Consider the following 22544-nt stretch of genomic DNA (forward strand, 5'->3'; position numbering starts at 1 on the left):
TTTATCCATCCTCGGGTTCGGTGCCAATAAAGTCAACGTGGTCACAGATGCCAGAAAGCCAACGCGACATGCCGTCCTCTACCGCCTTATCCGCATAAGGGATGCGAACCTGCGCATCGCGGGCAAATGCACGCGGAAACAGTTCATTCAGGCAACTCACAAGGCCAGGAAAATCGGCGGGGTCGGTCAGTTTCGGCCAATTCATGAGCTTCCTGTAACGCAGTTGTTCGGAGTCCAAACAGATACCCCGATCGGTCCAGTCTACCCTGAAGAGACCGTCGTGACGCTTTAACTCCGCTTTCCAAGGAAAGAACGATCGAAGCGTCAACGAAAGCCACATATCGTCAGACTGCAATGCCTTGCGCCGTGTCGTCCACTCGATGGACGGTCGTGTCGCGACGATGACGTCAACTTGCCAGGCCGGCAGACTTTGCGGGTTCCAGCCAAAACCGTTAAGAAGGTCGCGCGGGTGATGTGTCCATTAGTTCGAACGCGGCCTCTCAACAATTCGATTTACAAACCAGCAAAAGATAGATGCCCCGCTTCTTCGATGAACGAATAAGTGACACTTGGTACCTTCCGTCATCATTCAGCGCAGAATGACTTGGGCAAATTCGTCGCTATTACCCAGAATGCAATTCTGGATTGCCTAGCGCCTGCCGTCCATCAGACAAATCTCAATTTTTGTCAATTTCTGACGTGATTGACTGCAACAATGGGACGTTACCCCAAATGTCGTTCGTAGTAGCGCCGCGTTAATGCCTTCCGGTATTCGGCTTTCGTCGGACTCGCGGTGTCGGGTGACCAGCCACCACCACCGTAGCTGCCGCCGCACATCGCGCATCGGTACGGTTGTTAACGGGCGAGCAGAATTGACCCGCCTAGCTGTGTGATTTGCATCGAAATTTGACCCACGTGATTGAATGTCCTGCTCAACATTTGAGCAGGGGATACAGAGGTGATCACGGTGGGTATGCTGGCCAAGATCAGGCGGATGTATTTCCGCGAGAAGGTGCCGCTGCGCGAGATCGCGCGGCGAACGGGGTTATCCCGTAACACGATCCGCACGTGGCTGCGTCAGCCAGAAGCGGCCGAACCGAAGTACCCGAAGCGGGTCAGCCCGAGCGTGGTGGACGCATGGGCCGGGCAGCTTGAGGAGTGGCTGAAGGCTGACAGTCACCGGCCCAAACGCGATCGCCGCACGGCGCGCTTTATGTTCGAGGCGATTCGTGCACAGGGCTACGGCGGTAGCTACACGCGCGTGAGCATATTCGTGCGGCGCTGGCGCGAGCGACAGATACAGGCTCCGCGCCGTCAGGCTTATGTTCCCCTGGCGTTCGAGCTGGGCGAAGCCTTCCAGTTCGACTGGAGCTGCGAGTACGTCTTCGTCGGCGGATTGCGCCGACGCCTTGAGGTTGCCCATGTGAAGCTGAACGCCAGCCGCGCGTTCTGGCTGGTGGCCTATCCGACCCAGAGTCACGAGATGCTGTTCGACGCGCATGCAAAGGCGTTCGCCGCCTTCGGCGGCGTGCCACGTCGCGGCATCTACGACAACATGAAAACGGCGGTGGACAAGGTCGGACGCGGCAAGGCGCGCACGGTCAACGCCCGTTTCGAGGCGATGTGCAGCCACTATCTGTTCGAGCCGGAGTTCTGCAATCGCGCGGCGGGCTGGGAGAAAGGCATCGTCGAGAAGAACGTACAGGACCGCCGTCGGCAGATCTGGCATGACGCTGCCCAGCGTCGCTGGGACTCGCTCGATACGCTGAACGAATGGGTCGCAGACCGGTGCCGCCAGGCGTGGAAGATGCCGCACCCGCAGTGGCCCGAGCTGAGCGTCGAGGATGTGCTTGAGGATGAGCGCACACGGTTGATGCCCAACCCCCGTCCGTTCGACGGCTATGTCGAGCAGATCCTGCGCGTGTCATCGACAGGCCTGATCCACTTCCAGCGCAACCGCTACAGCGTGCCGACCGAGTTTGTGAACCAGCTCGTGAGCGTGCGTTGCTATCCGGTGCTGCTGAGCGTCGTCGCCGATGACCGGGAGATTACCCGTCACACACGCAGCTTCGATCGTCACCTGACGTTCTACGACTGGCAGCACTACGTCACGCTAGTCGAACGCAAGCCCGGTGCGCTGCGCAACGGCGCGCCGTTCGCGACGATGCCCCAGCCGCTTCAGGACCTGCAGCGGCACCTGCTGAAGCATCCCGGCGGCGATCGCGTCATGACGCAGGTTCTGGGTGCCGTGCGTGAACACGGGCTCGATGCAGTATTGCAGGCCGTCCAGGTGGCACTCGACTCGGGCCGGCCCAGCGGCGATCACGTGCTCAACGTACTGAGCCGTCTGAAGGCTCCAGCAGCAAGCCTCACCGCAGCCACCACCCCACTGAACCTGACCGAGGAACCCGTCGCGGACGTTGGCCGCTACGAGCGCCTGCGCGTCACTGAACCGGAGCATCGTCATGTCTAACGACATCATCGCCCGCCTCAAGGCGCTCAAGCTGCACGGCATGGCCAGCAGTTGGTCCGAGCTGTACGCGCAGTCCCGCCATACCGGGTTCGATCCTGAACGCTTCATGCAGCAGTTGCTGCTGGCCGAGGGCGCTGAGCGTGAGGTCCGCTCGATTGCTTACCAGATGGGTGCGGCACGCTTCCCGGCGCACCGTGATCTCAAGGGCTTCGACTTCACGCAGACCCGTGTCGATGAGGAACTGATCCGGGATCTGTACCAGTTGAAGTTCCTCGAGAGTGCGCACAACGTCGTGCTCATCGGCGGACCGGGCACAGGCAAGACGCATCTGGCGACCGCCATCGGTATCGAGGCCGTACAGCGGCATGGCAAGCGCGTACGTTACTTCTCCACGGTCGAGCTGGCCAACGCGCTGGAACTGGAGAAAGCAGCAGGCAAGCAGGGGCAGATTGCCCACCGGCTCACGCACACGGATCTGGTGATTCTGGACGAACTGGGTTACCTACCGTTCAGCCAGAGCGCCGGCGCGCTGCTGTTCCATCTGCTCTCGAAACTGTACGAGCGCACCAGCGTGGTGATCACGACCAATCTGAGCTTCGGGGAATGGGCCAGTGTGTTTGGCGATGCCAAGATGACGACGGCGCTGTTCGACCGCCTCACGCATCATTGCCACATCGTGGAGACCGGCAACGAATCGTGGCGCTTCAGGGAGAGTTCGGCGAAGGTTCGTACAACCAGGAGGAGAACGACAAAGGACGCTGACAACACGGAGTTATCCACATCGGCGTAGATGTACTACGCTGTCTCGGGGTGGGTCAAATTTAGATGAAAACCGTGGGTCAATATTAGACGCTCGCCAACACCCGGTCAAGCATCAACACTACGTCGTGCAATGTACGAAACAGGAACCGGCGCATCAGCCTGCGAAACCACCAGTAGACGGTCTGCCAGGGCGGGAAGTCCTTCGGCAACATTCTCCAGCCACAACCCGCTCGTACCAGGTAGCGCAATGCGTTGATCACTTCGCGAAAATCGCACTGACGACGACGGCCACGCGACGCTGCGCGCGGCAGCAATCCCTTGATCGCAGCCCATTCAACGTGGGTCATGTCTGTGGGGTAACGCTTCGTCTTCTTTGCCAGCTTTGCTTGGCGATCCTGATGTTCTTTTTTCCACATCCCCTGGTTAAACCACATCTGGGACCAATTTTTTAACGGGCTTTTAGCGGAAACCTGTTCGATGCGAGCGATGGACGCGTCGAGAAGGTGGAGTGTTGACGCACCGGGGGTCATTTTCGCGTACGCGAAAATGACCCTTACCCTCACCCGCGAGTATCTGGCCGCGCTGCGCGCGTGGCTTCAGGGAGTGCCATCCAGCGTCCATGCCGGAAGTTGACGTCGTGCAGATCAAAGCCCCGGCAACTCGTGATCGTATTCCTCCGATGAATCACTCTCAGGAGTTGGAGTCTCCACAAAAAATCCGGTGCGGTTCAACAGCGCGTTGGCGGCACGTGTCGAGGGCCGGGTAACGACATCCCATAGGAAGACATCAATTCCCTGTGCTCCCGAATGCGTGCGTTATCCGCCAAAATCAACGATTACCTTCATGGCTTTCTCGTCTGCCGCGTGCTTGAAAACGTCATAGGCTTTTTCAATATCGGAAAACCTGAAGTGATGCGTGGCCAGCTTCTCCATTGGAAGACGGCCCGAGCAGCAAGTTTTCATGAGCATACCAGTGGTATTTGCACACACCAGTCCGGTGGTGATGGTCAGGTTCTTGATCCACAGCTTTTCAAGGGCAAAGTTGACGGACTTCCCGTGAACACCAACATTGGCCAGATGTCCGCCTTCCTTGACGACATGCTGACAAATGTTCCATGTCTGCTCGAGACCGACGGCCTCGATCGCACAATCGACGCCTCTTCCATTCGTCAGTTCCAGTATTCGCTCGATCGCATCCTCTTTGGCCGAGTTGACCAGATGCGTAGCACCAACCTCCTTTGCCATGGCCAGACGGTTGGCATCCATGTCGACAGCGATGATCTGGCTCGGGGAGTAAAGCTGCGCTGTCAGAATGCAACTCATACCTACAGGTCCCGCCCCTACGATAGCTACCGTATCGCCGGGCTTGATGTCGCCGTTCTGAACGCCGATTTCGTGCGCCGTGGGCAATGCGTCAGAAAGAAGCACCGCCACATCTTCGTTCAGATCCGGTGGCAGGAGATACAGCGAGGTGTCCGCGAAAGGCGTGCGAACAAATTCGGCTTGAGTACCATCGATCATATAGCCCATGATCCAGCCACCTTCGTTCTGGCAGTGCGCATAGAGCTGCTTTTGGCAGTTCTCACAAGTGCCACAGCGACTGACGCACGAGATGATGACCTTGTCGCCCTTCTTGAATTTTTTGACTGCCGAGCCAGTCTCCTCGATGATTCCAATGCCTTCGTGACCGAGAATCCGCCCGTCGAATTTTCCACTCTTCTGCACGGCGACCGCAGCAATTTCAGGATTCTTTCCCTTCCATATTCCTAGGTCGGTTCCGCAGATCGTTGTCTTGGTCATTCGAATGATGGCGTCCGTTGGTTCCAATATCACAGGAACCTGCCGATCAGCGACACGGATGTCGCCTTCGCCATAGTAGACCATCGCTTTCATTGTACGTGCCATTTCATTTCCGTTCGGTTGAGTGACGCAGGGTACGGAGACGGCGAAAAATCCAGAATTGATTCAAATCAATGAACCCGGAATTAGCTCACGGAGAGCCAATTAAGTCGGTGGAACAGTCGCTTTTCGTATCCAACAGCAGTGTAGTCCTTTCCAAGGAAACAAGTCGCGCACCGTCACGAACAGCAGACGGGCTTCGCCGTGCTGCCCCGACGCTGGGTCGTGGAGCGCACCTTTGGCTGGATGGTTCGCTGGCGCCGGCTGGTTCGCTACTATGAGCAACGCACTGACGTGTCCGAAGCCATGATTCATATCGCGATGGGCAGTCTGTTGCTACGCAGAATTGCCCATCCCTGATTTTTCAAACGGGCTCTTACCAGTCACGACGTACGAAGTGCGTTTGACCGCTGGGGCGCAGGACAGTGGAAGTATGGGGGCGTCGAATCAGTTGTGGAGCGCAGTCGAGTAGTTGCGGCATACGAATGTTTCAATTACGCGGAAACGCGTCAGTAACAAATCGGAAAGGGCGAGATATGGCGGACTGGCTTGAATCAGAGTTCGGCGCGGGTGTGCTTGTTGGCATCGGTGGCGTCGGCCTGTTAGTAGGCATCGGCGGCGGCATGGAACATCGCTGGCTATTCATCGCCCTGTCGGTGGTCGCGATGGTGGCGGGGACCGGCGTTTATTGTTTGCTCAGATTCGACAAGGATGCGCGTGAGACGAAAGCGCGACGCGTGCTTGGCTTAGGATTGAGCCCTTAGAGAGAACGGAAAAGCGCTCTGAACAATAGGAGGCGCAGTATGCCCCTCGCGGAAATAGATTGTGACGGTTGGGAACTCGATGACGCTGAGATGATCGCTGAGGCGCATCCCGCAACGTTCTGGCTACCTGAACGTGAGCGGCGTGAATCGCTCGTGCAGGGCGATACGGTGAAGCTGATCTTTCGCATTCGCACCGTGGACGAAGCCGGAGCCGAAAAGATCAACGTCGAGCGCATGTGGGTGAAGGTTGAACGGATCGAAGACGGCATGTATCGAGGAAACCTCGACAACGATCCGTTGTGCACTCATGACATGCGGGCGGGTCTCTATGTCACGTTCGCTGCCCGACACGTCGTCGATATCTGGGATCAGAACTCGTAGGGAGAAGAAGAAATGGTGGGTAACGAGGGGCTCGACTTACATGCGGTGTTCAGTGGCCCGCACGAAGTTGACCAAAGCGAGTGGCGAGTGCTCATGTCGCTTAGAAGTTTTCAGATCATCGAATCGGTATTGAAGTCATACCTGTGCAGAGCGAATCCGGCAGCCTACCAGGCTACTCGCGTGATCGAATGGCCGCTCGGGACACTCATCAAACATTTCGTAAAGGTCGGTGGCCGCGCTGAACTGGTTTCTATGCTCCAAGCCGTGCGCACCGACCGCAATTTGATCGCCCATCAAGCTCTCGTCTGTCTGGACGGTGGCTTGGCGGGAGTTATTGGCGCGGATCCCGTCTCCCTTGCTCGTCTGAAGGAGATCGATCGGCGAGCAATGAAGGCGATGGGTGCGCTCGTCGGCGAGTACGTACGGACGGCTACGCGGACCTCCGCGTAGGAAACTGACAGGAAAAGCCAGTGACTCCGCAAGAGCTATTCGCCTACGCCATTGGCTTCGAGCAGCATCGCCGCTCGCACCCGACTGTGCGTGAAGCGGCCAAGTAGTTTCGTACCACACAGAAAGCTGTGGTCGATGCGTGCGAAGACTGGCAGGGTGACGGCTACTTGAAGCTCGCGACGGGCTTTCGTGTCGGCAGCGGCGTTGGCTCGTTCGAGCGCGTAGGCGACTATCTCATTGCAGCGTACAAGCAGAGGAAAGGATCTGTTGGCCGAAGCGTCAGGCGCTTCGGTCAACAGGCCGAGGTTGTGGGTCAAGCGATGCTGGCACCAAGCGCCGGGAACACATCGCTGAACAGCAAGCCGATCAGTTGTTGTCCGGCAGGCGTTGACCAGTCCTGCGCGATCTCCGCCATGAGCGTATTGGTGGCGGTGAGCACCACGCCGGCATCGTGCATGCGCTGGCGAGAGAATTCTTCGGAAAGATCGCTGGGCGACCCCGAAGCATCCATCACCGCCTGCACGGCGAAGCCTTCGCGTGCCGCGTCGATGGCCGGGAAGATCAGGCAGACATCGGTGGTCACACCGGCCATGACCAGGTTCTTGCGCCCGGTGGCGAGCACCGCGTCGCGGAAGTCGGGATAGGCCCAAGCATTGACCACACCGGGACGCTTGACCCGCGCCGCGTGCGCTTCGGGCAGGATCGCGGCGATTTCCGGGAGAATCGGGCCTTGGGCGCGATCTTCCTGACTGGACGTAATCACGACAGGAAGGTTGAGAATCTTCGCCATCTTTGCCAATGCGATGGACTGCTTGGCGGCCAGTTCGCGGTCGATGTTCTTGATGAGTTGCATCGTGCCGACCTGATGGTCGATCAGCAGCAATGCGGTGTTTTCAGCGGTGAATTGTTCGTAAGCCATGTTGAAACTCCTTTGAGGTCAGGTTGCAGTGAAGTGCAGCGGCGACCCGGCGAAAGGCATGACCTTGGCACTGCCGCGGGGGGATCGGAGAGAGATTGCGTGCGATGTGTTTTGCGCCGGGAAAACGGGGAGCTTGAGGTCGTTGTGATCGAAGTTCTGGCCATCCACCATCGCCTTGCCGAAGATCGGCATGAAGAAGGCGGAATCTCCCGCCGCGATGGGTACGTCCAGCTCGTCACCTTGTTCCATCGAAATAACGAGCATCGTCACTTCGGTCGGCTGGTTCAGCGGGGAGTGTGCCTCTGCAAAGCTCCCAACGGGAATACGCACCTTGATTCCCGGCAACTGCACAAGAGGCACGTCATGCGATTCGAGCGTCAGAGGGAACGGCGCTATATCCCGTCGTGCCGGGGTAAGCGCGACGAAGATTTGCAACCCGTGAACCGTCTTGCCGGTTTCAGCCGGAACTTCCTCATGCACCAGGCCACGTCCGGCAGTAGTCCACTGCAAGCCACCTGGCCGAATCAGGTTGTGGGTGCCGATCGAATCACAGTTGACGATGCCCGTCTCGGAATCGAGAAGCAGGTACGACACCGCCGAAATGCCGGCATGAGGATGTGGTGGGAAGGTCGGCGCACTCATCCAGTAGTGATCGACCCCGATGATCGGAGAGATCAACGAGGCATCGCCGCGCAGACGGTAAGCCCGGAACTGGCTGCCGTGATGAACACGCTGGATTGGAGCGATGGTGGGCATGGCGGCGGCCTCAGACGCTCTGGGTGCCCGGCGTGGTCAGGCAGCCCTGTCCATCGTCGGACGGCTGGGTGCCTTCGGCGACGATCAGGCCCATGCCAGCTCGCTGGGCGTAGTACGTGGCGGCCCGTTTGCTCGGCGTGCCGTCGAACTGCGCGCGCGAACGGGTCATTGACCCCATGACCAAGCGATTTTGCAGGGTGTAGCGGCCAACGCGGATGGGATCGAACAGTTTGTTCATGACGAATCCCTGGTAGTTGAAGTAAGGGTTGCGGAAGCTGTTGTGGCTAGGGCTTGCTCAAAGCCGAACTTGGCCACCGTCAACGGCGATGGTCTGACCCGTGACAAAGGCGGAGTCCGCGGAACAGAAGAACGCGACAACACCTACGAGGTCTTTCGGCTCGATCAATCGCGGGATGGCCTGCTGCTTCGGCAGGTAGTCGTAGATTTCTTCGTTGACCCCACGCATGGTCTTGGTGTTGGTCAGACCCGGTGCGACGACATTGGCTGTGACGCCAGACGTACCAATCTCACTGGCAAGTGCGCGGGTGAAGCCGATGACACCCCCCTTGCTTGCAATGTAGGCGGTCATCTGCGGGGCGTTCAGCCAGAACGTCGTGCTTGCAACGTTGACGATTCGCCCTGATTTGCGGGCGACCATCCCCGGAACAAACGCCTTGCACATGAGGAAGGCTCCGTCGAGATTGACGCCGATCACCTTGCGCCATGTCGCGTAATCGGTTTCCTCAAACGACTTCCAGGGGTAAATGCCAGCGTTGTTGACCAGCGCGACGATGGGCGGCATGTTAGCGTCAACATCAGCGGCAAATTGCTTCGTGGAATCGGGCGAAGTCACGTCAACGATGGCCGAAAAGAACTTTCGGCCCGCCGCTTCGACAAGGGCACGTGTGGCTGCGGCCTCGACAACATCGGCGACGGCAATATCGAATCCGTCAGTAGCCAGCCTTTGCGCATATGCCTGGCCGATGCCGTTGGCCGCGCCGGTTACGACTGCGGTTCCTTTGGAAGTGCTCATTATGATCGCCTCTGAATACGGGTGGAGGCATCATCATCTTCCGCTTCTCGTCCGGGATAAATATGGTATTTCGGAGAACATTGATCCACCATTGGAGCAATGAAAGCGGGGCGATTGAACGACAATTCATGTCCTTTCCTCCACTGACGTGAGTTCCATGAACACTCGCGCCCGATTGGAGTGGAAGATGCGGCGACGTTCTACCGGATCATGATCGAAGAGCGTAACCGGGCGTGGATGACGCCGCTGCAGCGCTACCTCGACCAGGGCAACGCAGTCGTGCTGGTCGGTGCCGGCCACCTGCCTAGCCCTGCGGGCCTGATCCGGCTACTGACTTTGGCCGGCTACCGGGTTGAGCCCACCAAGCTGACCCCGGTCAGGGGTTCAAAGGCGACGGTAGTACGTGTTAGGCAATCGAAGACTGGTCCGATGGTGCGGTGTATGGGTGAGGCCAATAGACGGGGAAGCCGCGAACAGCGCGTCGTGGAGGCAAAAGAGCGGACTATGGGTTCGCTTTCACAGATGGCAGAGTGGGTGAATTTGCCTGTTGACGAGAACCTGTACCTGTTCTGTAGCAACCTGTACAGCGCGGCGGCTCATATGAGCATGCCGGTTGAGAACCCCGAATCGAAGGAGCTTCGTATTGATGGGTTCGGGACGGTCGCCTTCTCGGACATTCCCGTCAATCGAGGCATGCTTGCGGTGACGAACGAACTCAACGAGCAAGGCGTTGACCAAAAGACGCGCTTCTCAACGTGTTGGCGGATCATGCACTTCGGCGACGTGTTGGGCGAAACGGAACGCTTTGCGAAGTGGCTGAGGCCCGGAGAAGAGCCCGGCGCGATCGACGTGGCAGAGGCGCTTATCAGGGCGTGCGCGATTGCAAGAATCGATATGTCCAACGACAAGGGCTCGTTCGACATGGATGACGTAGCCCGACACGCAGCAGAAATTGCAGTTCGACTGGACGCCGAGGACCGCGTCGGTCCGTCAAGTGGCGCATAGGAAAAGCAAATGGGTATTAAAGCGAGCATCAACGCAATGGAGTTTTGTGAACCGACAATAGAGTTCGACACAAAACAATAGTGTTTGACACAGTATGCAGGGGCAACGCTGGCGAACGAACTGCACTGTACGGTAGCGCAAGCGTGCTACAGCGATGTTTGTGTCAAACGGTATTGTCGCGAGGTCAATGGCGACTTGCGCATCGAGGCGGTTGTGTCAAACTCTACTCTCGTTGCTCGAGTGCGAACGGGGTTCTATGTCCCTGATTGAAAACGGGGCCCTGTGGCAAACACTATTGTTCGTTCACAAGTTTCCGAAACAAGGCACGCTAGCCGGTAAGCGAGTGGAGGTGTGCTTTCACAACGATACGCCTCGCGTGATCGAGAGCGTCGTGATGCGCGACGACGTGGAAAGTCCGTTTCGCACGATCATCGACCTGGACGACGGTCGTATGGTGCTCGATGCCGAGTGCCAGTTCCGGCCACTTTGACGCACTGGAAAAAGCCGTGCGTTCGGTACGCACGGCAGTACGTTTGAGAACCGCAGCGTATGGTCATGGCAAGAGAAAAAGAAACGGGATTGCCTCGTCACGCCCGTGTGGTACCAGCCTTTGTGGCCGCGATAATTCGCCGCCCTCTGGACACCTGGATTGGATCAGTTAGACCAGCAGAACTGTTGCGATGGGAGCGCAAAGGCGATCCGCCCGAATCGGTACGTCGGGATCTTCGGCAGACCATCATCCGGCGCACGCGCGTACGCGCCGAGCGCCTCTGGACGCAACGCGTCAATGTCCGGGTTGCCGATGGATGGCGTGAGCATCTCAGTGAGCAGGATCGAAAACGCATTGAGGCGCTTCCCCTCAGCGAAGACAAACCCCTCGAGAACTGGACCTTGCGGGAGGTGAAAGAAGCCTTGCATGTGCCCCTAGAGCACACGCTGGACCTCCTCGCGCGCCTCGAGGCGATCTACTGGGAACCTCCACCTTTGTCGTTGCGCCGTGCGGTCGAACCCCCGCATGTGCAGGGCCCGCCTGTCGAGATGACACAGGCATTGCGTGAACAGGCGCAGGCGGTGCTTGCCCTGCCTTGGCTCGATAAGGTAACCCGCTACGACCTCCGGTTTGCCTATGACGGTGATGAACCGTTGTTCAACTGGATTAACAGACTTATCGATTCGACGAGAGTGCCGGAGTCTTTTCCTGGCATGCTGGAGCGGCTGCTCCAGGCCGACAGGTTCACGGCTGAAACTGAAGCCCGTGAACTGGCTATATGGGCTGCCCGGGAGTGTGCTCCGCGATCGGGAAGCGAAGAGACCGCTCAACGATGGGTCGCGATCCTGATGCGCCGACATATCAGTCGTACAGGCGCCGGACGTACTCTGGCTGAAGTTGGCGCCGAATTCGGCGTGACACGTGAGCGAATCCGGCAGATTTGCGAAGCGTTCGAAGATCTGTTTGTGCAGGCACAAGCCGTTACCCCGGCGCTTGACCGCGTACTCCAGGCAGCGGCCAGAGTCTCACCTGCAGGCGTAAATGAGCTCGACGAGCAATTTCGCCGTTTTATCGGCGAAGACGCTGGTATTGAATCACTTGTTTCATGGGCGGCATTATTGGGACGGGAGAACACCCCGGTTCAATGCGAACGTGTTCGCACCAAGGCACGCGGTCAAGTCGTCGAGGTGACGATGGTGCAGGTACCCGATGCAGCACCGTGGGTCGAAGCACTGATTCGTCACGTTAGCCGAGATAGTTCGATGTTTGGTTGTACAAACATTTTGCGGGTCGCAGGTAGGCTCGCACTGAAGGAGGGTGTCGCTCCCGGACAGGAAGCCATCGAGTCGGCGATCGAAGCCGCCACGGGATTCCGGTGGCTGGACAAGTCGGCCGGGTGGTTCACACTTGGCGACAGCGCGGGCTGTTCGGCAGCGTCGCGGGTTCGGAAGATCGTGGCCGTTGCTCACGACAGCATTGGAACCGACGAGATTGCGGGTGCGCTGGCTAGCGACGATATGTGGATGCTCCGCGAATCGGGCAGCCTGGGTCTGGCGACACCACCGGTCCACGTGTTGCGCGAACTGTTCCTCGGCTGGCCATGGCTCAGTGTCGTACAGCGGGGACGATTTGTAGCCAGCCCCGAGTTTGACCCAGCCGGCGTACTCTTCGCAATCGAACAGACCATCGTAGAGGTCATTACAGCGCATGATGGCGTGGTCTGCCGGTTCGAACTCAAGGAAGCTGTGGTCGAGCAACTGGGCCTGACAGATATGCTGCTGGCTGCGCAACTTGGCAGTTCGCCTATTGTCGAGCGCGTTGAACATGGTCTGTACCGGCTTCGTGGCCGGCGAGTCGGGAATGGCGCGCTTAATGCCGCACGGCAGAGGCTCAGTAACCGCGCAATGCTACCAGGCAGCCTTCTGCTGGAGGCAGGGCCCAATGAGTTTTTTGCCCGTGTCACGGAGGCGTCCTTAAGGAACGAGCAGTACCACATTCCTACGCGATTTCACTCCAGGCTTGCCGGAAAGCGCCACAATACGGTTTCTGCGGAAGGCGGCCCACTTGGCGAAAGTCGCGTCAGCCAGTCGGGCTCGCTGTCAGGGCTCAACAGACTTTTCCCGGAAGTGAAGGTTGGTAATCACTACCGCATCGAGGTGGTGGAAGACGGTCTTCGTGTGGCTCTTTGTGTGGGACCGCTTAGTGATCTTCCGGGCAAAGAGAGTAGGCGCGTTGACGATGTTCGTGAAGCGTTGAATTGATCGGAAAAGCATCGACACCGAGCGATGCACACCACTGAGCAACGGTAAGGGTAAACAGGGTAGAAAGCGACAATGAATCTATGGGCACGAATCCGAAGCACCGTCCGCGGCGCACAATCTGCAATCGCATCAGAGCCGAAGCAATTGGCCCCCCTGCAACCGATGGTCGAGGACGCACTTGCAATTCTCGCAAAAAATCCGTCGGAAGGTGCTTTGAACGAGCTTGAATACCTTCTCACCAAGATTCAAGAATTTGTTGTGCGCTGGCGTCCTTCGCCTCAACCGACGCCGGGGATTTTCTACGTGCAACCAGGCTGGGCGCGTAGCACGGACGAACAAGCGGGCGAGGCACTTTCCATCCTGAAGCAACTGCGGGAGGACGGCCACCGAGGCACCCCAAGTCAGGATATCGCTACGACCATGAAGGTATTCGTCAGCCACAGCAGCATTGATGCACCAGCAGCCCAAGCGCTCGTCGAGTTCATTCGCGCCGGATTGAATATCGGCGCCAAAGAGATTCGCTGCACCAGCGTAGCGGGATACAAGCTGTCAGCAGGGGCTGACTCGAACGAACAACTCCGTGCCGAAGTCTTCGAATGCGAGGCGTTCATCGCCTTGTTGAGCCCGTCAAGCATGGTTTCGACCTATGTCATGTTTGAGCTCGGCGCTCGATGGGGAGCCAGGCGCTATCTGGCTCCCGTCATGATAGGCGGAACGACCGGCGTCGATCTAAGGGCACCGTTGTCAGCGATACATGCCGTCAGCGGTTCCTTGGAGGCCGACCTACATCAGCTTCTGGCAGATCTTGCCGAGCGACTGGGCCTTCAACTCGAAAATCCGTCTGCGTATCTTCGGGCGCTTCAAACCTTCGCTAAGTTGGCTTCGGTGCCACGCCACAAGAGCGGCGCATAGGAAAGGCAACCGTGACAATGATCGATGATGCGCGTCACTACCGAGAGCAGGAAGCGCTTGTTGGCAAGGGTGGCGTCGTGGTGTTTTTTCAAGGTGAGGTCCAGGGCGGGGTGAACCAACTGCGTAACCCCGAGCATTGGCAACCCGGCTGCGTCGCGGTCGATGAGCAAGGCCGCAAGTGGACGACTATCGCGGGTAGCGAGCGCGATGGCGCGCTGATGTGGCTCGCGAATCACGAACTGTAGGAAAACCCATGATTCCGCAAGAGCTATTCGACTACGCCAGTAGCTTCGCGCATCCTCGCTGCCAGCACCCGACTGTGCGTGAAGTGGCCAGGCAGTTTCGTAACACGCAGAAAGCCGTGGTCGATGCGTGCGAAGACTGGCAGGGCGATGGCAACATGAAGCTCGCGACGGGCTTTCGTGCCGGTAGCGGAATCGGCTCTTTCGAGCGCGTTGGTGACTATCTCGTTGAAGCGTACAAGTAAAGACAGAACGCGATGAATATGACGATGAACCCCTATCTCGCCGGTCTCGACCTGGTGAGGCGCATGCTCGGCGGCGCCCGACGTTGCGCCTTGATCCTGCTTGGCCTTGCCGCCTCGGGACTGACCGCCTGGGGCGCACTGGCGCTTGGGTATCTGCTCCAGGACCATCCGGCCTGGCGCTGGGCGGTCGTGCCGGCGTGGACGGTGCTCGGGTTCGTCGCGGCGGTGCAATTGCTCCGGTCGCGAAGCCGCGGGACCGGAGCGGTCCCGGTCGTGCTGTACGCCTGCGCCGTACTGGCGCTGCTCGCGGCGTGGAGCCTGCAGCGGCCCTCCCACCAGCGGCTTTGGGCCGATGATGTCGCCCGGCTGCTCAGGGCGCAGGTGCACGGGAACCGCGTCGAACTGGAGAACGTGCGCAACTTCGACTGGCGCAGCGAGACCGACTACACCCCGCGCTGGGAGCGGCGCAGCTACGATCTGGACCGCCTCACCGGCGCTGACCTGATCCTCTCGTACTGGATGGGGCCGCAGATCGCCCACACGCTGGTGTCTTTCGAGTTCGATGACGGCCAGCGCGTGGTGTTCTCGCTGGAGATCCGCAAGGAGCGCCACGAATCCTTCTCGGCGATCGGCGGCTTCTTCCGCCAGTTCGAGCAGGTGCTGGTGGCGGCCGACGAGCGCGACATCGTGCGCACGCGCAGCAATGCGCGGGGCGAGGACGTCTACCTCTACCGGATGCAGGCCGATCCCAGCCAACTGCGCCAGTTGTTCCTCAACTACGTCGAGGCGGCCAACGACATCGAGCGTTCGCCGCGCTTCTACAACACGCTGACCAGCAACTGCACCACGATCGTCTTCGATCTGGCCCGGTTGATCGCGCCCGGCCTGCCGGCGGACTACCGCCTGCTGCTGTCGGGTCATTTCGCCGAGTACGTCTACGACCAGAAGGCGCTGACGCCGGGCTACTCGTATCAGGAACTGCAGCAGGCCGGCCACATCAACGCGCGTGCGAAGCAGGCCGACGCTTCCGGACAGGACTTCTCGCTGACTATTCGCGAAGGCGTGCCCGGCGCACTCGCCAGAAAGGCCCAACCATGAAATACCCCCATGCTGTCCGGCGGCTGAGGCTGGCCTCAGCCGCCCTTGCGCTGATGCTGCTCAGCGGTTGCGCGACGCTGCGCGAATTCGGCCCGTCGGTCGAGGTCCAGACGATGGACGCTGGCGAGTACATCACCCTCAAGCGCGGCGACATTCTGACCCGCGGAAGCCTCAGCGACGCCACCGCCCAGACCCTGCGTGTTGCGGGACTGGACGAAGGCGCCTGCGAGAAGGCGTCATCGCTGCCGTGCGTCGAAGGCCTGTCCGCCCTGACGCGCCTGGCCGAGGATCGCCGCCTCTCGGCTGTTTCGGAACTGTGGATGCTCAGGGCCTCCGAGGCGAAGACCACTGACGAACGCATGGTCGCGTGGCTGGAGGCAACGCGGTTCGCCTATGCGTATCTGTTCTTCAGCAGCCGGCGGCCGGGCGACCGTGCCTTCGAAGATCGCCAGACCCAGGTGCGGGACTGGTACAACTACGCGGCACAGCAGGCTTCGGTGACCTTGTTCGACCGCAGCCGTCAGGAAGGCTCCCAACCCGTCGAAGACCACGTCACCCGGGTCGCGGGCGGCTGGACGTTGCACATCGACAGCCGTGGCGTCCGCCTGCCGGCTGGGGCCTCGATGCCTGCGGAATTGCTGCCGGCGGCGTCGTTGTCGTTTCGCGGACTCAGGAGCCTGTACCGGCACGATGGCCTCGGCGCCGAACTGGTGGCCGTGATGGAGGATGCGCCCTTGACCGCCGCTCCGACGCCGAAGGGGCGGCCGGTGACGGGGGAGCGGCCGCCCGTACCGTGGAGCGAGATGCCGACACCGTCGATGACGGTGCTGCTGCGCCCTGCGGGCGCTTCGCTTGAGGCGGTGCTCGCCACGAAGGAAATGACCCTGTCCGCGCACGACCCTTATCTTGAGGATGCGGTCGACTGGCAAGGGCAACGCGTCCCCTTGGCCGCTAACTACACCGCTGGTTATGGGTTGTGGCTGGCGCGCTCCGGCTTCAGCCGGCAGTCGCTGCGCAGCCTGTTCGGCCACGAGGGAGGCATCGACCGGCCGCACATCTATCTGATGCAGCCCTACGATCCCAATCGGCGCATCATCGTCATGCTGCATGGACTGGCCAGCAGCCCGGAAGCCTGGGTCAATCTCGCCAACGAGATCATGGGCGACGAGGAACTGCGCAAGCAGTACCAGATCTGGCAGGTCTACTATCCGACCAATGTCCCCATCGTGATCAATCACGCGATGATCCGCCGCGCCCTGGATCAGACGCTGGCGCATTTCGATCCCTCGCGGCAGGCGCCGGCCTCCAAGGGGCTGGTGCTGGTCGGGCATAGCATGGGCGGCGTGATCTCGCGGCTCATGGTGTCCTCGGCCGACCAGCAACTGGTGCAGTGGGCGCAAAAGGACTCCGACGTTTCCGAGCAACAGCTCGACCGCGCCAATGCGCTGCTGCGCTTCGCCCCGTTCCCGGAGGTCGAGCGGGTCATTTTCGTCGCGGCGCCGCACCGTGGTACCGTGGTGGCCGGCCAGCGGCTCGCGCGCTGGATGTCCGGTTTCATCCGGCTTCCGCGGACAGTCGTTGAAGGCATCGTGCAGAACGTGCTTCCGGGAGCTACGGCCGCCGACCACCAGCGGCTTGAACTGATGCCCAACAGTGTCCATAACCTCGATCAGAACGATTCGTTCATCCGCGCCGCTGCCGACCTGCCGATCTCGGCCGACGTGCACTACCACTCCATCATCGCCCAGGCCGACCCCCGGGTGACGCTGGAGGACTCCGACGATGGGCTGGTTCCGTACCGTAGTGCCCATCTGCCGGCAGCAGTGTCGGAGAAGGTGATCGTATCGGGCCACAGCGTGCAGCAGAATGCTGCCGCGATTATGGAAATCCAGCGCATCCTGCAAGAAGACGCACGGTGGCCTGAAGCTGCCGCCTCGCTTGATCCCGAAGCACTGTGATTGCGGCCGTGGGTTCAGCATTGCAGGGAGGAAGTTGACTTCCCCGGCTTTCACTGGCGCCGTTCGACCAGCACATGGTTCTCTTGCTCGGAACCCTTGCCTGTCTCAGTGACTGCTGACTGATTCGCCACCGTGCAGAGTCAGGTACTCGCCATGCAGGTCGGGATGATGCACGAGCAAAACGATTTGTTGCAGCACATTGCGGGGCGTGTTGGCGATATGGCGACGACCAAGCCGCTACCTTCGCAGGGGCATTCGGCGCGGTCGTCTTTGGAAACATGCTTACCCGCTAACAAACTGGAAAAGGGGGCAAAAAATTCTCCAACATGAAACCTTTCGCTCATGATCAGGCTACTACAGATTCTTGTAATGTCAGTTGCGTCCGGCACTGCTTACGCGCAAGTTCATGCTCCGTCAATACTTGGCACGAGCCGAGATGAAACGACGAGCTTTCTCCGCGATCGAGGATACGAGGTGCGTCCTTACGGTGACGACGACGCCTCTAGCTACAAGGCGATCTTTTACGATCGCTCGAAGGACTACATGGACGGCAGCTTCACGTTGTGCAAGGGGAGGATCGTTTCCGCGTCGGTGGGCCTCGATCCCGACACTGAGTACCCGCGACAGATGGCTTCGTTGATTGCCGAATACGGCCAACCAACCGTCAAAGTCCGGACGGCGCACCTGAAGGGGGGTGATACCACGTACATTGACTTTCGATGGGTAGCAGGTACCGATAAGATAGTGCTCTCGGACCTTCCTCCGTCGCCCTTTTGGGCAACCTCCTCGCCGCACCGGACAGTGCTGCTGAGTCTGGAAGACAAGGCGCAGACGTGTTTCGCTTTGCCTCTTGGGAGTGGTGACTGAATCATCGGAAAAACCGGATGACGCATCTAGCGGGGATTTTGAACGTCGTCGGACTTGGTGCAAATATGGTTGGTGTCGTCGTGCTGTTCTTTTTTGGGTTCCCGCAGCCGACCCACGACGAAGGTGTTGGCCTCGGTCTTCAAGATGCAACGCGCCTGGCAAACGGTATGACGGTAGCCGAGCACAACGCGTCAATTCGACGTCGGCGCGTATTTTACAAAATCTGTTCGACCGTAGGCTTGGGGCTGCTTTTTGTCGGCTTCCTGTTGCAGTTGCCGGCGGCTATCTGGGCTATAGCGTAGGAAAACGAAGGCGAGGGGGGCGATGTTGAAGAAAGTAATGGATCGAATCAGCGCGTTCGGGATCGGCCGCACTCCGGTCGGTTCGATCTTCCTTCTCGCCGTTTTCGGTGTGGTGGTGCTGGGCGTGCTAGTCGCTTAATGGTACGTAATGGACTTCGTTCCACGTTGGGTCGACAAGATCGCGTTCTTGTACGTGGCGCTGTTCGCATACGGCTACCACATTGAAAAGACGCAGATGAAATGGATGGATCGACGCGAACATTTGTCTTTCAGAATCGAGTTGAAATGCTCTGACCTCGACCTGATTCCCGGTAGCTCCGTCGATTTCGGGATTATTGGAAAGCTAGGCGAGAGAAGCGTGCGCTATGCCGAACTTTCGACCGGCCAATTGGAAAAGGCGACTAGCTGGAGGAAGGTTTTGGACGAAACGAAGCGCCCGTATAAGTACGTCACGAGCCTAGGCACATTGACTGCCAATGACCCCGAGTGGTAGATGCAGTGAAAAGGAATAGGCGATGAACGATGTCGACTTCAACCAACTGCGCCCTGATGGCGAGTACCTTCGCAATCTTGGAGCCGACGTCTGGTTGATGGACGACCACCATTGGGCGCTCTCTGTGTGGACGCGCTTCGGTTTCGAACGCGACATGACAGGGCTTTCGCTGGTGCATGCCGATCACCACTGGGATGGGGTCGACGACTTCCAAGAGACCGACGAGGAGCGCGACCGGCTGCTAGCGGCGAATCCGGCGGAAATTGAGGCGATGGTTCGCAACGAAGAGCGCGAGGATGTCGCGCTCCTGCTGGCCGGCGTATTCAACCTCGGTACGGACGATCTAACCGCCGCCCGGATCAGCCTGGCCAATCCAGACATGCGGGTGCTCCGACCGAGCAACATCACGGGCATTTAGCGGCCAACGCGATTTGAGACTCCACCTGGCTGATGCCTGTGAGAGTCTCGGTGTCCGGATCCGATGCCGGGTTCAACCCTAAAACGTCATGTGATAGACGGACACGCGGCCAGATGGGGCGTCCGTCCGATTAAATCCGTTCCAATGGCGCGATTGCAGAGCTGCTTGAAACGATTCGCGAATCGCTGATTGAACCACTACCAGTGAAAGGCCCTGAGTCCCTGCGGGTTTTTGATTGAGTTTCATGATGTCCAGCCCGATCGAGTCGAGAAACCGATTGGTGTCTCCTTCCCGGAAGATGCCATAGGCCTTGATCTCAACCCACGTCGTCACACCATTGACCATGACAACGAGGTCGCAGCGTTCTGCGCGGCCCGGGTATGCGACCTCACGCTCAGGCGACTCATTCCTCGTTGTCGTCAGGTAACTCCATAGTTCACACTGCAACCACCCTTCCCAACCTCCCTTGCTCAGGCAAAGGGATGCAGCGGCTTCGCTATCGACTACCGCGATCACATCATTGATGTCCATTTCACGACCTCATTTAAGTCACTAATTCGATTATCTAAGGAAAACTCACAAGCGCGCAGATCTATCGGTCGGCGGAGAGTTTCTTCCAGACCCGGACCATTTCGTCGATGTACCCTTCAACGACGGCTAGCCCTGCGGGATTCGTGCGAATTGCGGGCGTGGCCGTGTCCAGGTTGCCTTTGAACGTCAGATATTTCCCGGCCTGGCCTTTGTGATCGGCCTCGGCCCACACGACGATCTGCGGGACATCCTGGGACAGGATCCGGGACACGAAGGTACTCCAGAAAATCTTGCGCTTGTCGTTGTCGGGGTTGGTGGTTAGCTGCACCCGCCTGATGGAAGTGGTGGGGTTGGAGCCTGATTTGTATTCAATAACGCCAGCAGCGGTCAAATATTTGTAGACGTCGTCATCCGCCTTGATCCCCAACGCCCCAAGTGCGGCAGGAACGCCGGCGGCGTCGACCGGTTCTTTATACAGGTCTTTGTTCTTCTCCTTGTCGTCGACGAACGCGCCGCTCGAGAGTGCTTGCGTGACCAGATAGATCAGTTCATCCAGGGTGATCTGTGTGTGATCGATGACCGACTTGCACAGAACGTACGCGACCGCGGTGTCGTGCTGTTCGAGAATCTTGGCCTGATCGAAGTGGTACTTCCAGCAGACCACATCAACCCGGACAAAAGCGTTATTCTCCGGGACCACAAAGTACATCTGATCCTGGGATTCGCCCACCTCAGTCGTGCCAATAAACGCGCTGAGTCCCGTCTGGATCACCTGCTTGAGTCCTTCCTGGATGGCGCCCTTGTTGTTACCATCGCCGAGCGAAAAGAACGCGTCGATGGCATGCCCTAGGTGATCCGCCACTTGCTGATTGAATTGGGTCGCGCTCGCAACGTGATATTGCTCAATGTAGCGGATGGCCCTGGTTCCCGGAACCTGGGTCTTGTTGATCAGTCCCGGATTGGAGAACCGCTCGTCCAGATCCGTGCGAAATTTGTCGATTTTTCCTTTGGCCAACGCGAGCAGCATTTCGAGGCGCTGCTTCTGCGCCTGTTCATCTTCTGCGGCGCCGTCCATATCATTAATGAGCTTGCTGAGCGATCCCATTGTCAGTTCCCTCTAATTGGTTAGTTGCCTATTCAACTATTGACGGGCGATGTGTGGCGCATCATCATGGCAACACAGTTTTCCCTGTACCGGACACCGCGAAAATGCATTCGCTAATGACGGCCAATGCGTAGCGTAGGCAAGGGGCTGCACTGAGAATGTGGGGTAGGCCGCTTATATCTAACGTGAAATATGCTGAATGCGTCGTTTGTGTCCAAAGGAAAGAGCGGGGTGGCGCAGAGTGGAAGTCGACTCGTTAAACGGCGACGTCGCTAGGGCGAAGCACGTAACACATTCTGTTCTCCGGGAGCGGATCGTCGAACACGTCTTCGTCGGCGATGCAATGAGGCGTCTTTGGCAGCTCGGGGTGGGATGGGCAGTCAGGACTCGGCGGGCATGGTCAGCATATTCAGGAAAGCACGTCGAGGTGAGGAGCGGTTGTGGAAGGTGTGGTGGCTGATAGGCATTCCACAAAGCGTCGTGCTTGCGCTTCTATACGTGAACGTACTGCAAAAGACCCCGCATTCGGTGGCATACTTTCCCGCGTTGGTGCTCTACATCGTTGTGTATTTCACATGGGTGCGGATGGCATGGCTGTGTGCGCCTAACGTCAAGCACGGAATATGGACGGCAGTGAGCTACGTGGTGATCGTGCTCGGCGTGCTGAATCTGGCTAAAACACTTTTGCTGGTCTGACTCGGCAAGAAACGTAGGAATCCACAATGAATTGCGCAGGCAAGCGCCCGTCTCAGGCGCAGCAATCCCGACACAACAAGGCACTTTATCTTCCTATGTCCCGCGCGACGGCCGATGGCCTGGTCCTGCCGGTCCGGGTTGCGCTGGAGTCGATACGGCGCGGGCACATGGACCGCGATGCCGTAGTCACACTGTCCGAGGTTGTCCTGTTGACGGGCTTTTTGACGGCAGAGGGGCACGGCGCGCTCCAGCCGGGTTTGCTGGACGATTCCGAAAGGCGTCTGCTGGCCGCGCTCAACGCGCCAGAAGGCGCACGCGAAGCTGCGCTGGACATGATTGAGGCGTTGACGCTAATCGTCAACGAGTACGACCGTCTGATGCGCGAGTGCCGCCTTCTCGCGATTGTCCAGGCGAACGAGCACTTCGAGCGGCTGAGTCGGTCGGCCGTTGCCGCCAGACTCGCGTAGATGAACCGACTCACCGGC

26 protein-coding genes and 3 pseudogenes are annotated in these 22544 nt (G+C 59.0%); 19 read left to right on the forward strand and 10 right to left on the reverse strand.

The annotated features are described in order from the left end of the window. Position 1: 1 nt before the first annotated feature. Positions 2-205, reverse strand: coding sequence for a hypothetical protein (locus tag L0U80_RS29410; RefSeq protein WP_233874588.1), 204 nt, complete (start codon positions 203-205; stop codon positions 2-4). Between the two features lie 768 nt (positions 206-973). On the opposite strand from L0U80_RS29410, the gene istA reads away from it, so the two are divergent. Together istA and istB are read left to right on the forward strand one after the other, a co-directional pair. Beyond that, on the forward strand, positions 974-2473 hold the full coding sequence (gene istA / locus L0U80_RS29415) for an IS21 family transposase (protein ID WP_267955035.1): 1500 nt from the start codon (positions 974-976) through the stop codon (positions 2471-2473). Further along, positions 2466-3263: an IS21-like element helper ATPase IstB gene (istB, locus tag L0U80_RS29420; RefSeq protein ID WP_233874589.1), complete on the forward strand. Its 798-nt coding sequence runs from the start codon at positions 2466-2468 to the stop codon at positions 3261-3263. Before istA ends, istB begins: the two co-directional genes overlap by 8 nt. A 64-nt stretch (positions 3264-3327) precedes the next feature. Here istB and L0U80_RS29425 read toward each other — a convergent pair. Both L0U80_RS29425 and L0U80_RS29430 read right to left on the reverse strand, forming a co-directional pair. After that, positions 3328-3651 (reverse strand): annotated as a pseudogene (locus tag L0U80_RS29425) (transposase); the annotation flags it as partial. 399 nt (positions 3652-4050) lie between these two features. Further along, on the reverse strand, positions 4051-5127 hold the full coding sequence (locus L0U80_RS29430) for a zinc-dependent alcohol dehydrogenase family protein (RefSeq protein WP_233874826.1): 1077 nt from the start codon (positions 5125-5127) through the stop codon (positions 4051-4053). A 171-nt stretch (positions 5128-5298) separates the two neighbouring features. Here L0U80_RS29430 and L0U80_RS29435 point away from each other — a divergent pair. From L0U80_RS29435 to L0U80_RS29450, 4 genes and pseudogenes are all read left to right on the forward strand, one after another. Beyond that, positions 5299-5493 (forward strand): annotated as a pseudogene (locus tag L0U80_RS29435) (transposase); the annotation flags it as partial. A 176-nt stretch (positions 5494-5669) separates the two neighbouring features. After that, on the forward strand, positions 5670-5897 hold the full coding sequence (locus L0U80_RS29440; protein ID WP_233874590.1) for a hypothetical protein: 228 nt from the start codon (positions 5670-5672) through the stop codon (positions 5895-5897). A gap of 39 nt (positions 5898-5936) precedes the next feature. Beyond that, positions 5937-6278: a DUF2314 domain-containing protein gene (locus L0U80_RS29445; RefSeq protein ID WP_233874591.1), complete on the forward strand. Its 342-nt coding sequence runs from the start codon at positions 5937-5939 to the stop codon at positions 6276-6278. Between the two features lie 12 nt (positions 6279-6290). Beyond that, on the forward strand, positions 6291-6728 hold the full coding sequence (locus L0U80_RS29450) for a hypothetical protein (RefSeq protein WP_233874592.1): 438 nt from the start codon (positions 6291-6293) through the stop codon (positions 6726-6728). 35 nt (positions 6729-6763) lie between these two features. On the opposite strand, the gene L0U80_RS29455 is transcribed toward L0U80_RS29450, so the two are convergent. The 5 genes and pseudogenes from L0U80_RS29455 to L0U80_RS29475 all read right to left on the reverse strand — a co-directional run bounded on the left by L0U80_RS29455 (position 6764) and on the right by L0U80_RS29475 (position 9436). After that, positions 6764-7045, reverse strand: coding sequence for a hypothetical protein (locus L0U80_RS29455; protein WP_233874593.1), 282 nt, complete (start codon positions 7043-7045; stop codon positions 6764-6766). Beyond that, positions 7042-7647 (reverse strand): isochorismatase family protein, encoded by a 606-nt coding sequence (locus L0U80_RS29460; protein WP_233874594.1) that lies wholly within the window; start codon positions 7645-7647, stop codon positions 7042-7044. Before L0U80_RS29460 ends, L0U80_RS29455 begins: the two co-directional genes overlap by 4 nt. 18 nt (positions 7648-7665) lie before the next feature. Continuing rightward, on the reverse strand, positions 7666-8403 hold the full coding sequence (locus L0U80_RS29465; RefSeq protein ID WP_233874597.1) for a pirin family protein: 738 nt from the start codon (positions 8401-8403) through the stop codon (positions 7666-7668). A 25-nt stretch (positions 8404-8428) separates the two neighbouring features. Further along, positions 8429-8641: pseudogene (locus tag L0U80_RS29470) on the reverse strand (oxidoreductase); the annotation flags it as partial. A gap of 57 nt (positions 8642-8698) precedes the next feature. Beyond that, entirely contained in the window at positions 8699-9436 is a 738-nt protein-coding gene (locus L0U80_RS29475) for an SDR family NAD(P)-dependent oxidoreductase (protein ID WP_233874600.1), read from the reverse strand. A 180-nt stretch (positions 9437-9616) separates the two neighbouring features. On the opposite strand from L0U80_RS29475, the gene L0U80_RS29480 reads away from it, so the two are divergent. The 11 genes from L0U80_RS29480 to L0U80_RS29530 all read left to right on the forward strand — a co-directional run bounded on the left by L0U80_RS29480 (position 9617) and on the right by L0U80_RS29530 (position 19727). Beyond that, on the forward strand, positions 9617-10441 hold the full coding sequence (locus tag L0U80_RS29480; protein ID WP_233874603.1) for a TraB/GumN family protein: 825 nt from the start codon (positions 9617-9619) through the stop codon (positions 10439-10441). Positions 10442-10697: 256 nt separating this feature from the next. Beyond that, the gene (locus tag L0U80_RS29485; RefSeq protein ID WP_233874605.1) at positions 10698-10931 is read left to right on the forward strand and encodes a hypothetical protein; all 234 of its coding nucleotides are present in this window, start codon (positions 10698-10700) and stop codon (positions 10929-10931) included. 65 nt (positions 10932-10996) lie between these two features. Then, a complete protein-coding gene (locus tag L0U80_RS29490) occupies positions 10997-13192 on the forward strand; it encodes a sigma factor-like helix-turn-helix DNA-binding protein (protein WP_233874607.1) in 2196 nt (731 codons plus the stop codon). Between the two features lie 72 nt (positions 13193-13264). Continuing rightward, positions 13265-14104, forward strand: a complete 840-nt coding sequence (locus tag L0U80_RS29495; protein WP_233874609.1) for a toll/interleukin-1 receptor domain-containing protein — start codon at positions 13265-13267, stop codon at positions 14102-14104. A gap of 17 nt (positions 14105-14121) precedes the next feature. Next, complete coding sequence (locus tag L0U80_RS29500; RefSeq protein WP_233874830.1) at positions 14122-14349, forward strand: hypothetical protein; 228 nt, start codon at positions 14122-14124, stop codon at positions 14347-14349. Between the two features lie 8 nt (positions 14350-14357). Then, the gene (locus tag L0U80_RS29505; protein WP_233874611.1) at positions 14358-14591 is read left to right on the forward strand and encodes a hypothetical protein; all 234 of its coding nucleotides are present in this window, start codon (positions 14358-14360) and stop codon (positions 14589-14591) included. An 18-nt stretch (positions 14592-14609) separates the two neighbouring features. Continuing rightward, the gene (locus L0U80_RS29510) at positions 14610-15689 is read left to right on the forward strand and encodes an Lnb N-terminal periplasmic domain-containing protein (RefSeq protein WP_444544287.1); all 1080 of its coding nucleotides are present in this window, start codon (positions 14610-14612) and stop codon (positions 15687-15689) included. Continuing rightward, on the forward strand, positions 15686-17647 hold the full coding sequence (locus L0U80_RS29515; protein WP_233874614.1) for an esterase/lipase family protein: 1962 nt from the start codon (positions 15686-15688) through the stop codon (positions 17645-17647). The genes L0U80_RS29510 and L0U80_RS29515 overlap by 4 nt, the downstream gene beginning before the upstream one ends. An 884-nt stretch (positions 17648-18531) precedes the next feature. Then, positions 18532-18816, forward strand: a complete 285-nt coding sequence (locus tag L0U80_RS29520; RefSeq protein WP_233874617.1) for a hypothetical protein — start codon at positions 18532-18534, stop codon at positions 18814-18816. A 148-nt stretch (positions 18817-18964) separates the two neighbouring features. Further along, entirely contained in the window at positions 18965-19309 is a 345-nt protein-coding gene (locus L0U80_RS29525) for a hypothetical protein (RefSeq protein ID WP_233874620.1), read from the forward strand. Between the two features lie 22 nt (positions 19310-19331). After that, positions 19332-19727, forward strand: a complete 396-nt coding sequence (locus L0U80_RS29530; RefSeq protein ID WP_233874622.1) for a peptide arginase family protein — start codon at positions 19332-19334, stop codon at positions 19725-19727. Positions 19728-19805: 78 nt separating this feature from the next. Here the strand turns inward: L0U80_RS29530 and L0U80_RS29535 are convergent, their stop codons facing one another. Together L0U80_RS29535 and L0U80_RS29540 are read right to left on the reverse strand one after the other, a co-directional pair. Continuing rightward, the gene (locus tag L0U80_RS29535; RefSeq protein WP_233874624.1) at positions 19806-20258 is read right to left on the reverse strand and encodes a hypothetical protein; all 453 of its coding nucleotides are present in this window, start codon (positions 20256-20258) and stop codon (positions 19806-19808) included. A 61-nt stretch (positions 20259-20319) separates the two neighbouring features. Beyond that, positions 20320-21363, reverse strand: a complete 1044-nt coding sequence (locus L0U80_RS29540) for a hypothetical protein (RefSeq protein WP_233874625.1) — start codon at positions 21361-21363, stop codon at positions 20320-20322. 396 nt (positions 21364-21759) lie between these two features. Between L0U80_RS29540 and L0U80_RS29545 the strand changes: the two genes are divergently transcribed. Both L0U80_RS29545 and L0U80_RS29550 read left to right on the forward strand, forming a co-directional pair. Next, on the forward strand, positions 21760-22059 hold the full coding sequence (locus L0U80_RS29545; RefSeq protein WP_233874626.1) for a hypothetical protein: 300 nt from the start codon (positions 21760-21762) through the stop codon (positions 22057-22059). 95 nt (positions 22060-22154) lie between these two features. After that, on the forward strand, positions 22155-22526 hold the full coding sequence (locus L0U80_RS29550; protein WP_233874627.1) for a hypothetical protein: 372 nt from the start codon (positions 22155-22157) through the stop codon (positions 22524-22526). Positions 22527-22544: the final 18 nt, after the last annotated feature.

Source organism: Paraburkholderia adhaesiva (assembly GCF_021390575.1).
In the GTDB taxonomy this organism is placed as follows: Bacteria; Pseudomonadota; Gammaproteobacteria; order Burkholderiales; family Burkholderiaceae; genus Paraburkholderia; species Paraburkholderia adhaesiva.

Coding starts and splice junctions, on each gene's coding strand:
- L0U80_RS29495 (WP_233874609.1), top strand. CDS start 13,265: ATGAATCTATGGGCACGAATCCGAAGCACCGTCCGCGGCGCACAATCT.
- L0U80_RS29525 (WP_233874620.1), top strand. CDS start 18,965: ATGGACTTCGTTCCACGTTGGGTCGACAAGATCGCGTTCTTGTACGTG.
- L0U80_RS29540 (WP_233874625.1), bottom strand. CDS start 21,363: ATGGGATCGCTCAGCAAGCTCATTAATGATATGGACGGCGCCGCAGAA.
- L0U80_RS29510 (WP_444544287.1), top strand. CDS start 14,610: ATGACGATGAACCCCTATCTCGCCGGTCTCGACCTGGTGAGGCGCATG.
- L0U80_RS29515 (WP_233874614.1), top strand. CDS start 15,686: ATGAAATACCCCCATGCTGTCCGGCGGCTGAGGCTGGCCTCAGCCGCC.
- istA (WP_267955035.1), top strand. CDS start 974: ATGCTGGCCAAGATCAGGCGGATGTATTTCCGCGAGAAGGTGCCGCTG.
- L0U80_RS29465 (WP_233874597.1), bottom strand. CDS start 8,403: ATGCCCACCATCGCTCCAATCCAGCGTGTTCATCACGGCAGCCAGTTC.
- istB (WP_233874589.1), top strand. CDS start 2,466: ATGTCTAACGACATCATCGCCCGCCTCAAGGCGCTCAAGCTGCACGGC.
- L0U80_RS29505 (WP_233874611.1), top strand. CDS start 14,358: ATGATTCCGCAAGAGCTATTCGACTACGCCAGTAGCTTCGCGCATCCT.
- L0U80_RS29520 (WP_233874617.1), top strand. CDS start 18,532: ATGACGCATCTAGCGGGGATTTTGAACGTCGTCGGACTTGGTGCAAAT.
- L0U80_RS29410 (WP_233874588.1), bottom strand. CDS start 205: ATGAATTGGCCGAAACTGACCGACCCCGCCGATTTTCCTGGCCTTGTG.
- L0U80_RS29450 (WP_233874592.1), top strand. CDS start 6,291: ATGGTGGGTAACGAGGGGCTCGACTTACATGCGGTGTTCAGTGGCCCG.
- L0U80_RS29430 (WP_233874826.1), bottom strand. CDS start 5,127: ATGAAAGCGATGGTCTACTATGGCGAAGGCGACATCCGTGTCGCTGAT.
- L0U80_RS29445 (WP_233874591.1), top strand. CDS start 5,937: ATGCCCCTCGCGGAAATAGATTGTGACGGTTGGGAACTCGATGACGCT.
- L0U80_RS29440 (WP_233874590.1), top strand. CDS start 5,670: ATGGCGGACTGGCTTGAATCAGAGTTCGGCGCGGGTGTGCTTGTTGGC.
- L0U80_RS29460 (WP_233874594.1), bottom strand. CDS start 7,647: ATGGCTTACGAACAATTCACCGCTGAAAACACCGCATTGCTGCTGATC.
- L0U80_RS29475 (WP_233874600.1), bottom strand. CDS start 9,436: ATGAGCACTTCCAAAGGAACCGCAGTCGTAACCGGCGCGGCCAACGGC.
- L0U80_RS29490 (WP_233874607.1), top strand. CDS start 10,997: ATGGCAAGAGAAAAAGAAACGGGATTGCCTCGTCACGCCCGTGTGGTA.
- L0U80_RS29500 (WP_233874830.1), top strand. CDS start 14,122: ATGATCGATGATGCGCGTCACTACCGAGAGCAGGAAGCGCTTGTTGGC.
- L0U80_RS29530 (WP_233874622.1), top strand. CDS start 19,332: ATGAACGATGTCGACTTCAACCAACTGCGCCCTGATGGCGAGTACCTT.
- L0U80_RS29535 (WP_233874624.1), bottom strand. CDS start 20,258: ATGGACATCAATGATGTGATCGCGGTAGTCGATAGCGAAGCCGCTGCA.
- L0U80_RS29545 (WP_233874626.1), top strand. CDS start 21,760: ATGGTCAGCATATTCAGGAAAGCACGTCGAGGTGAGGAGCGGTTGTGG.
- L0U80_RS29550 (WP_233874627.1), top strand. CDS start 22,155: ATGTCCCGCGCGACGGCCGATGGCCTGGTCCTGCCGGTCCGGGTTGCG.
- L0U80_RS29485 (WP_233874605.1), top strand. CDS start 10,698: ATGTCCCTGATTGAAAACGGGGCCCTGTGGCAAACACTATTGTTCGTT.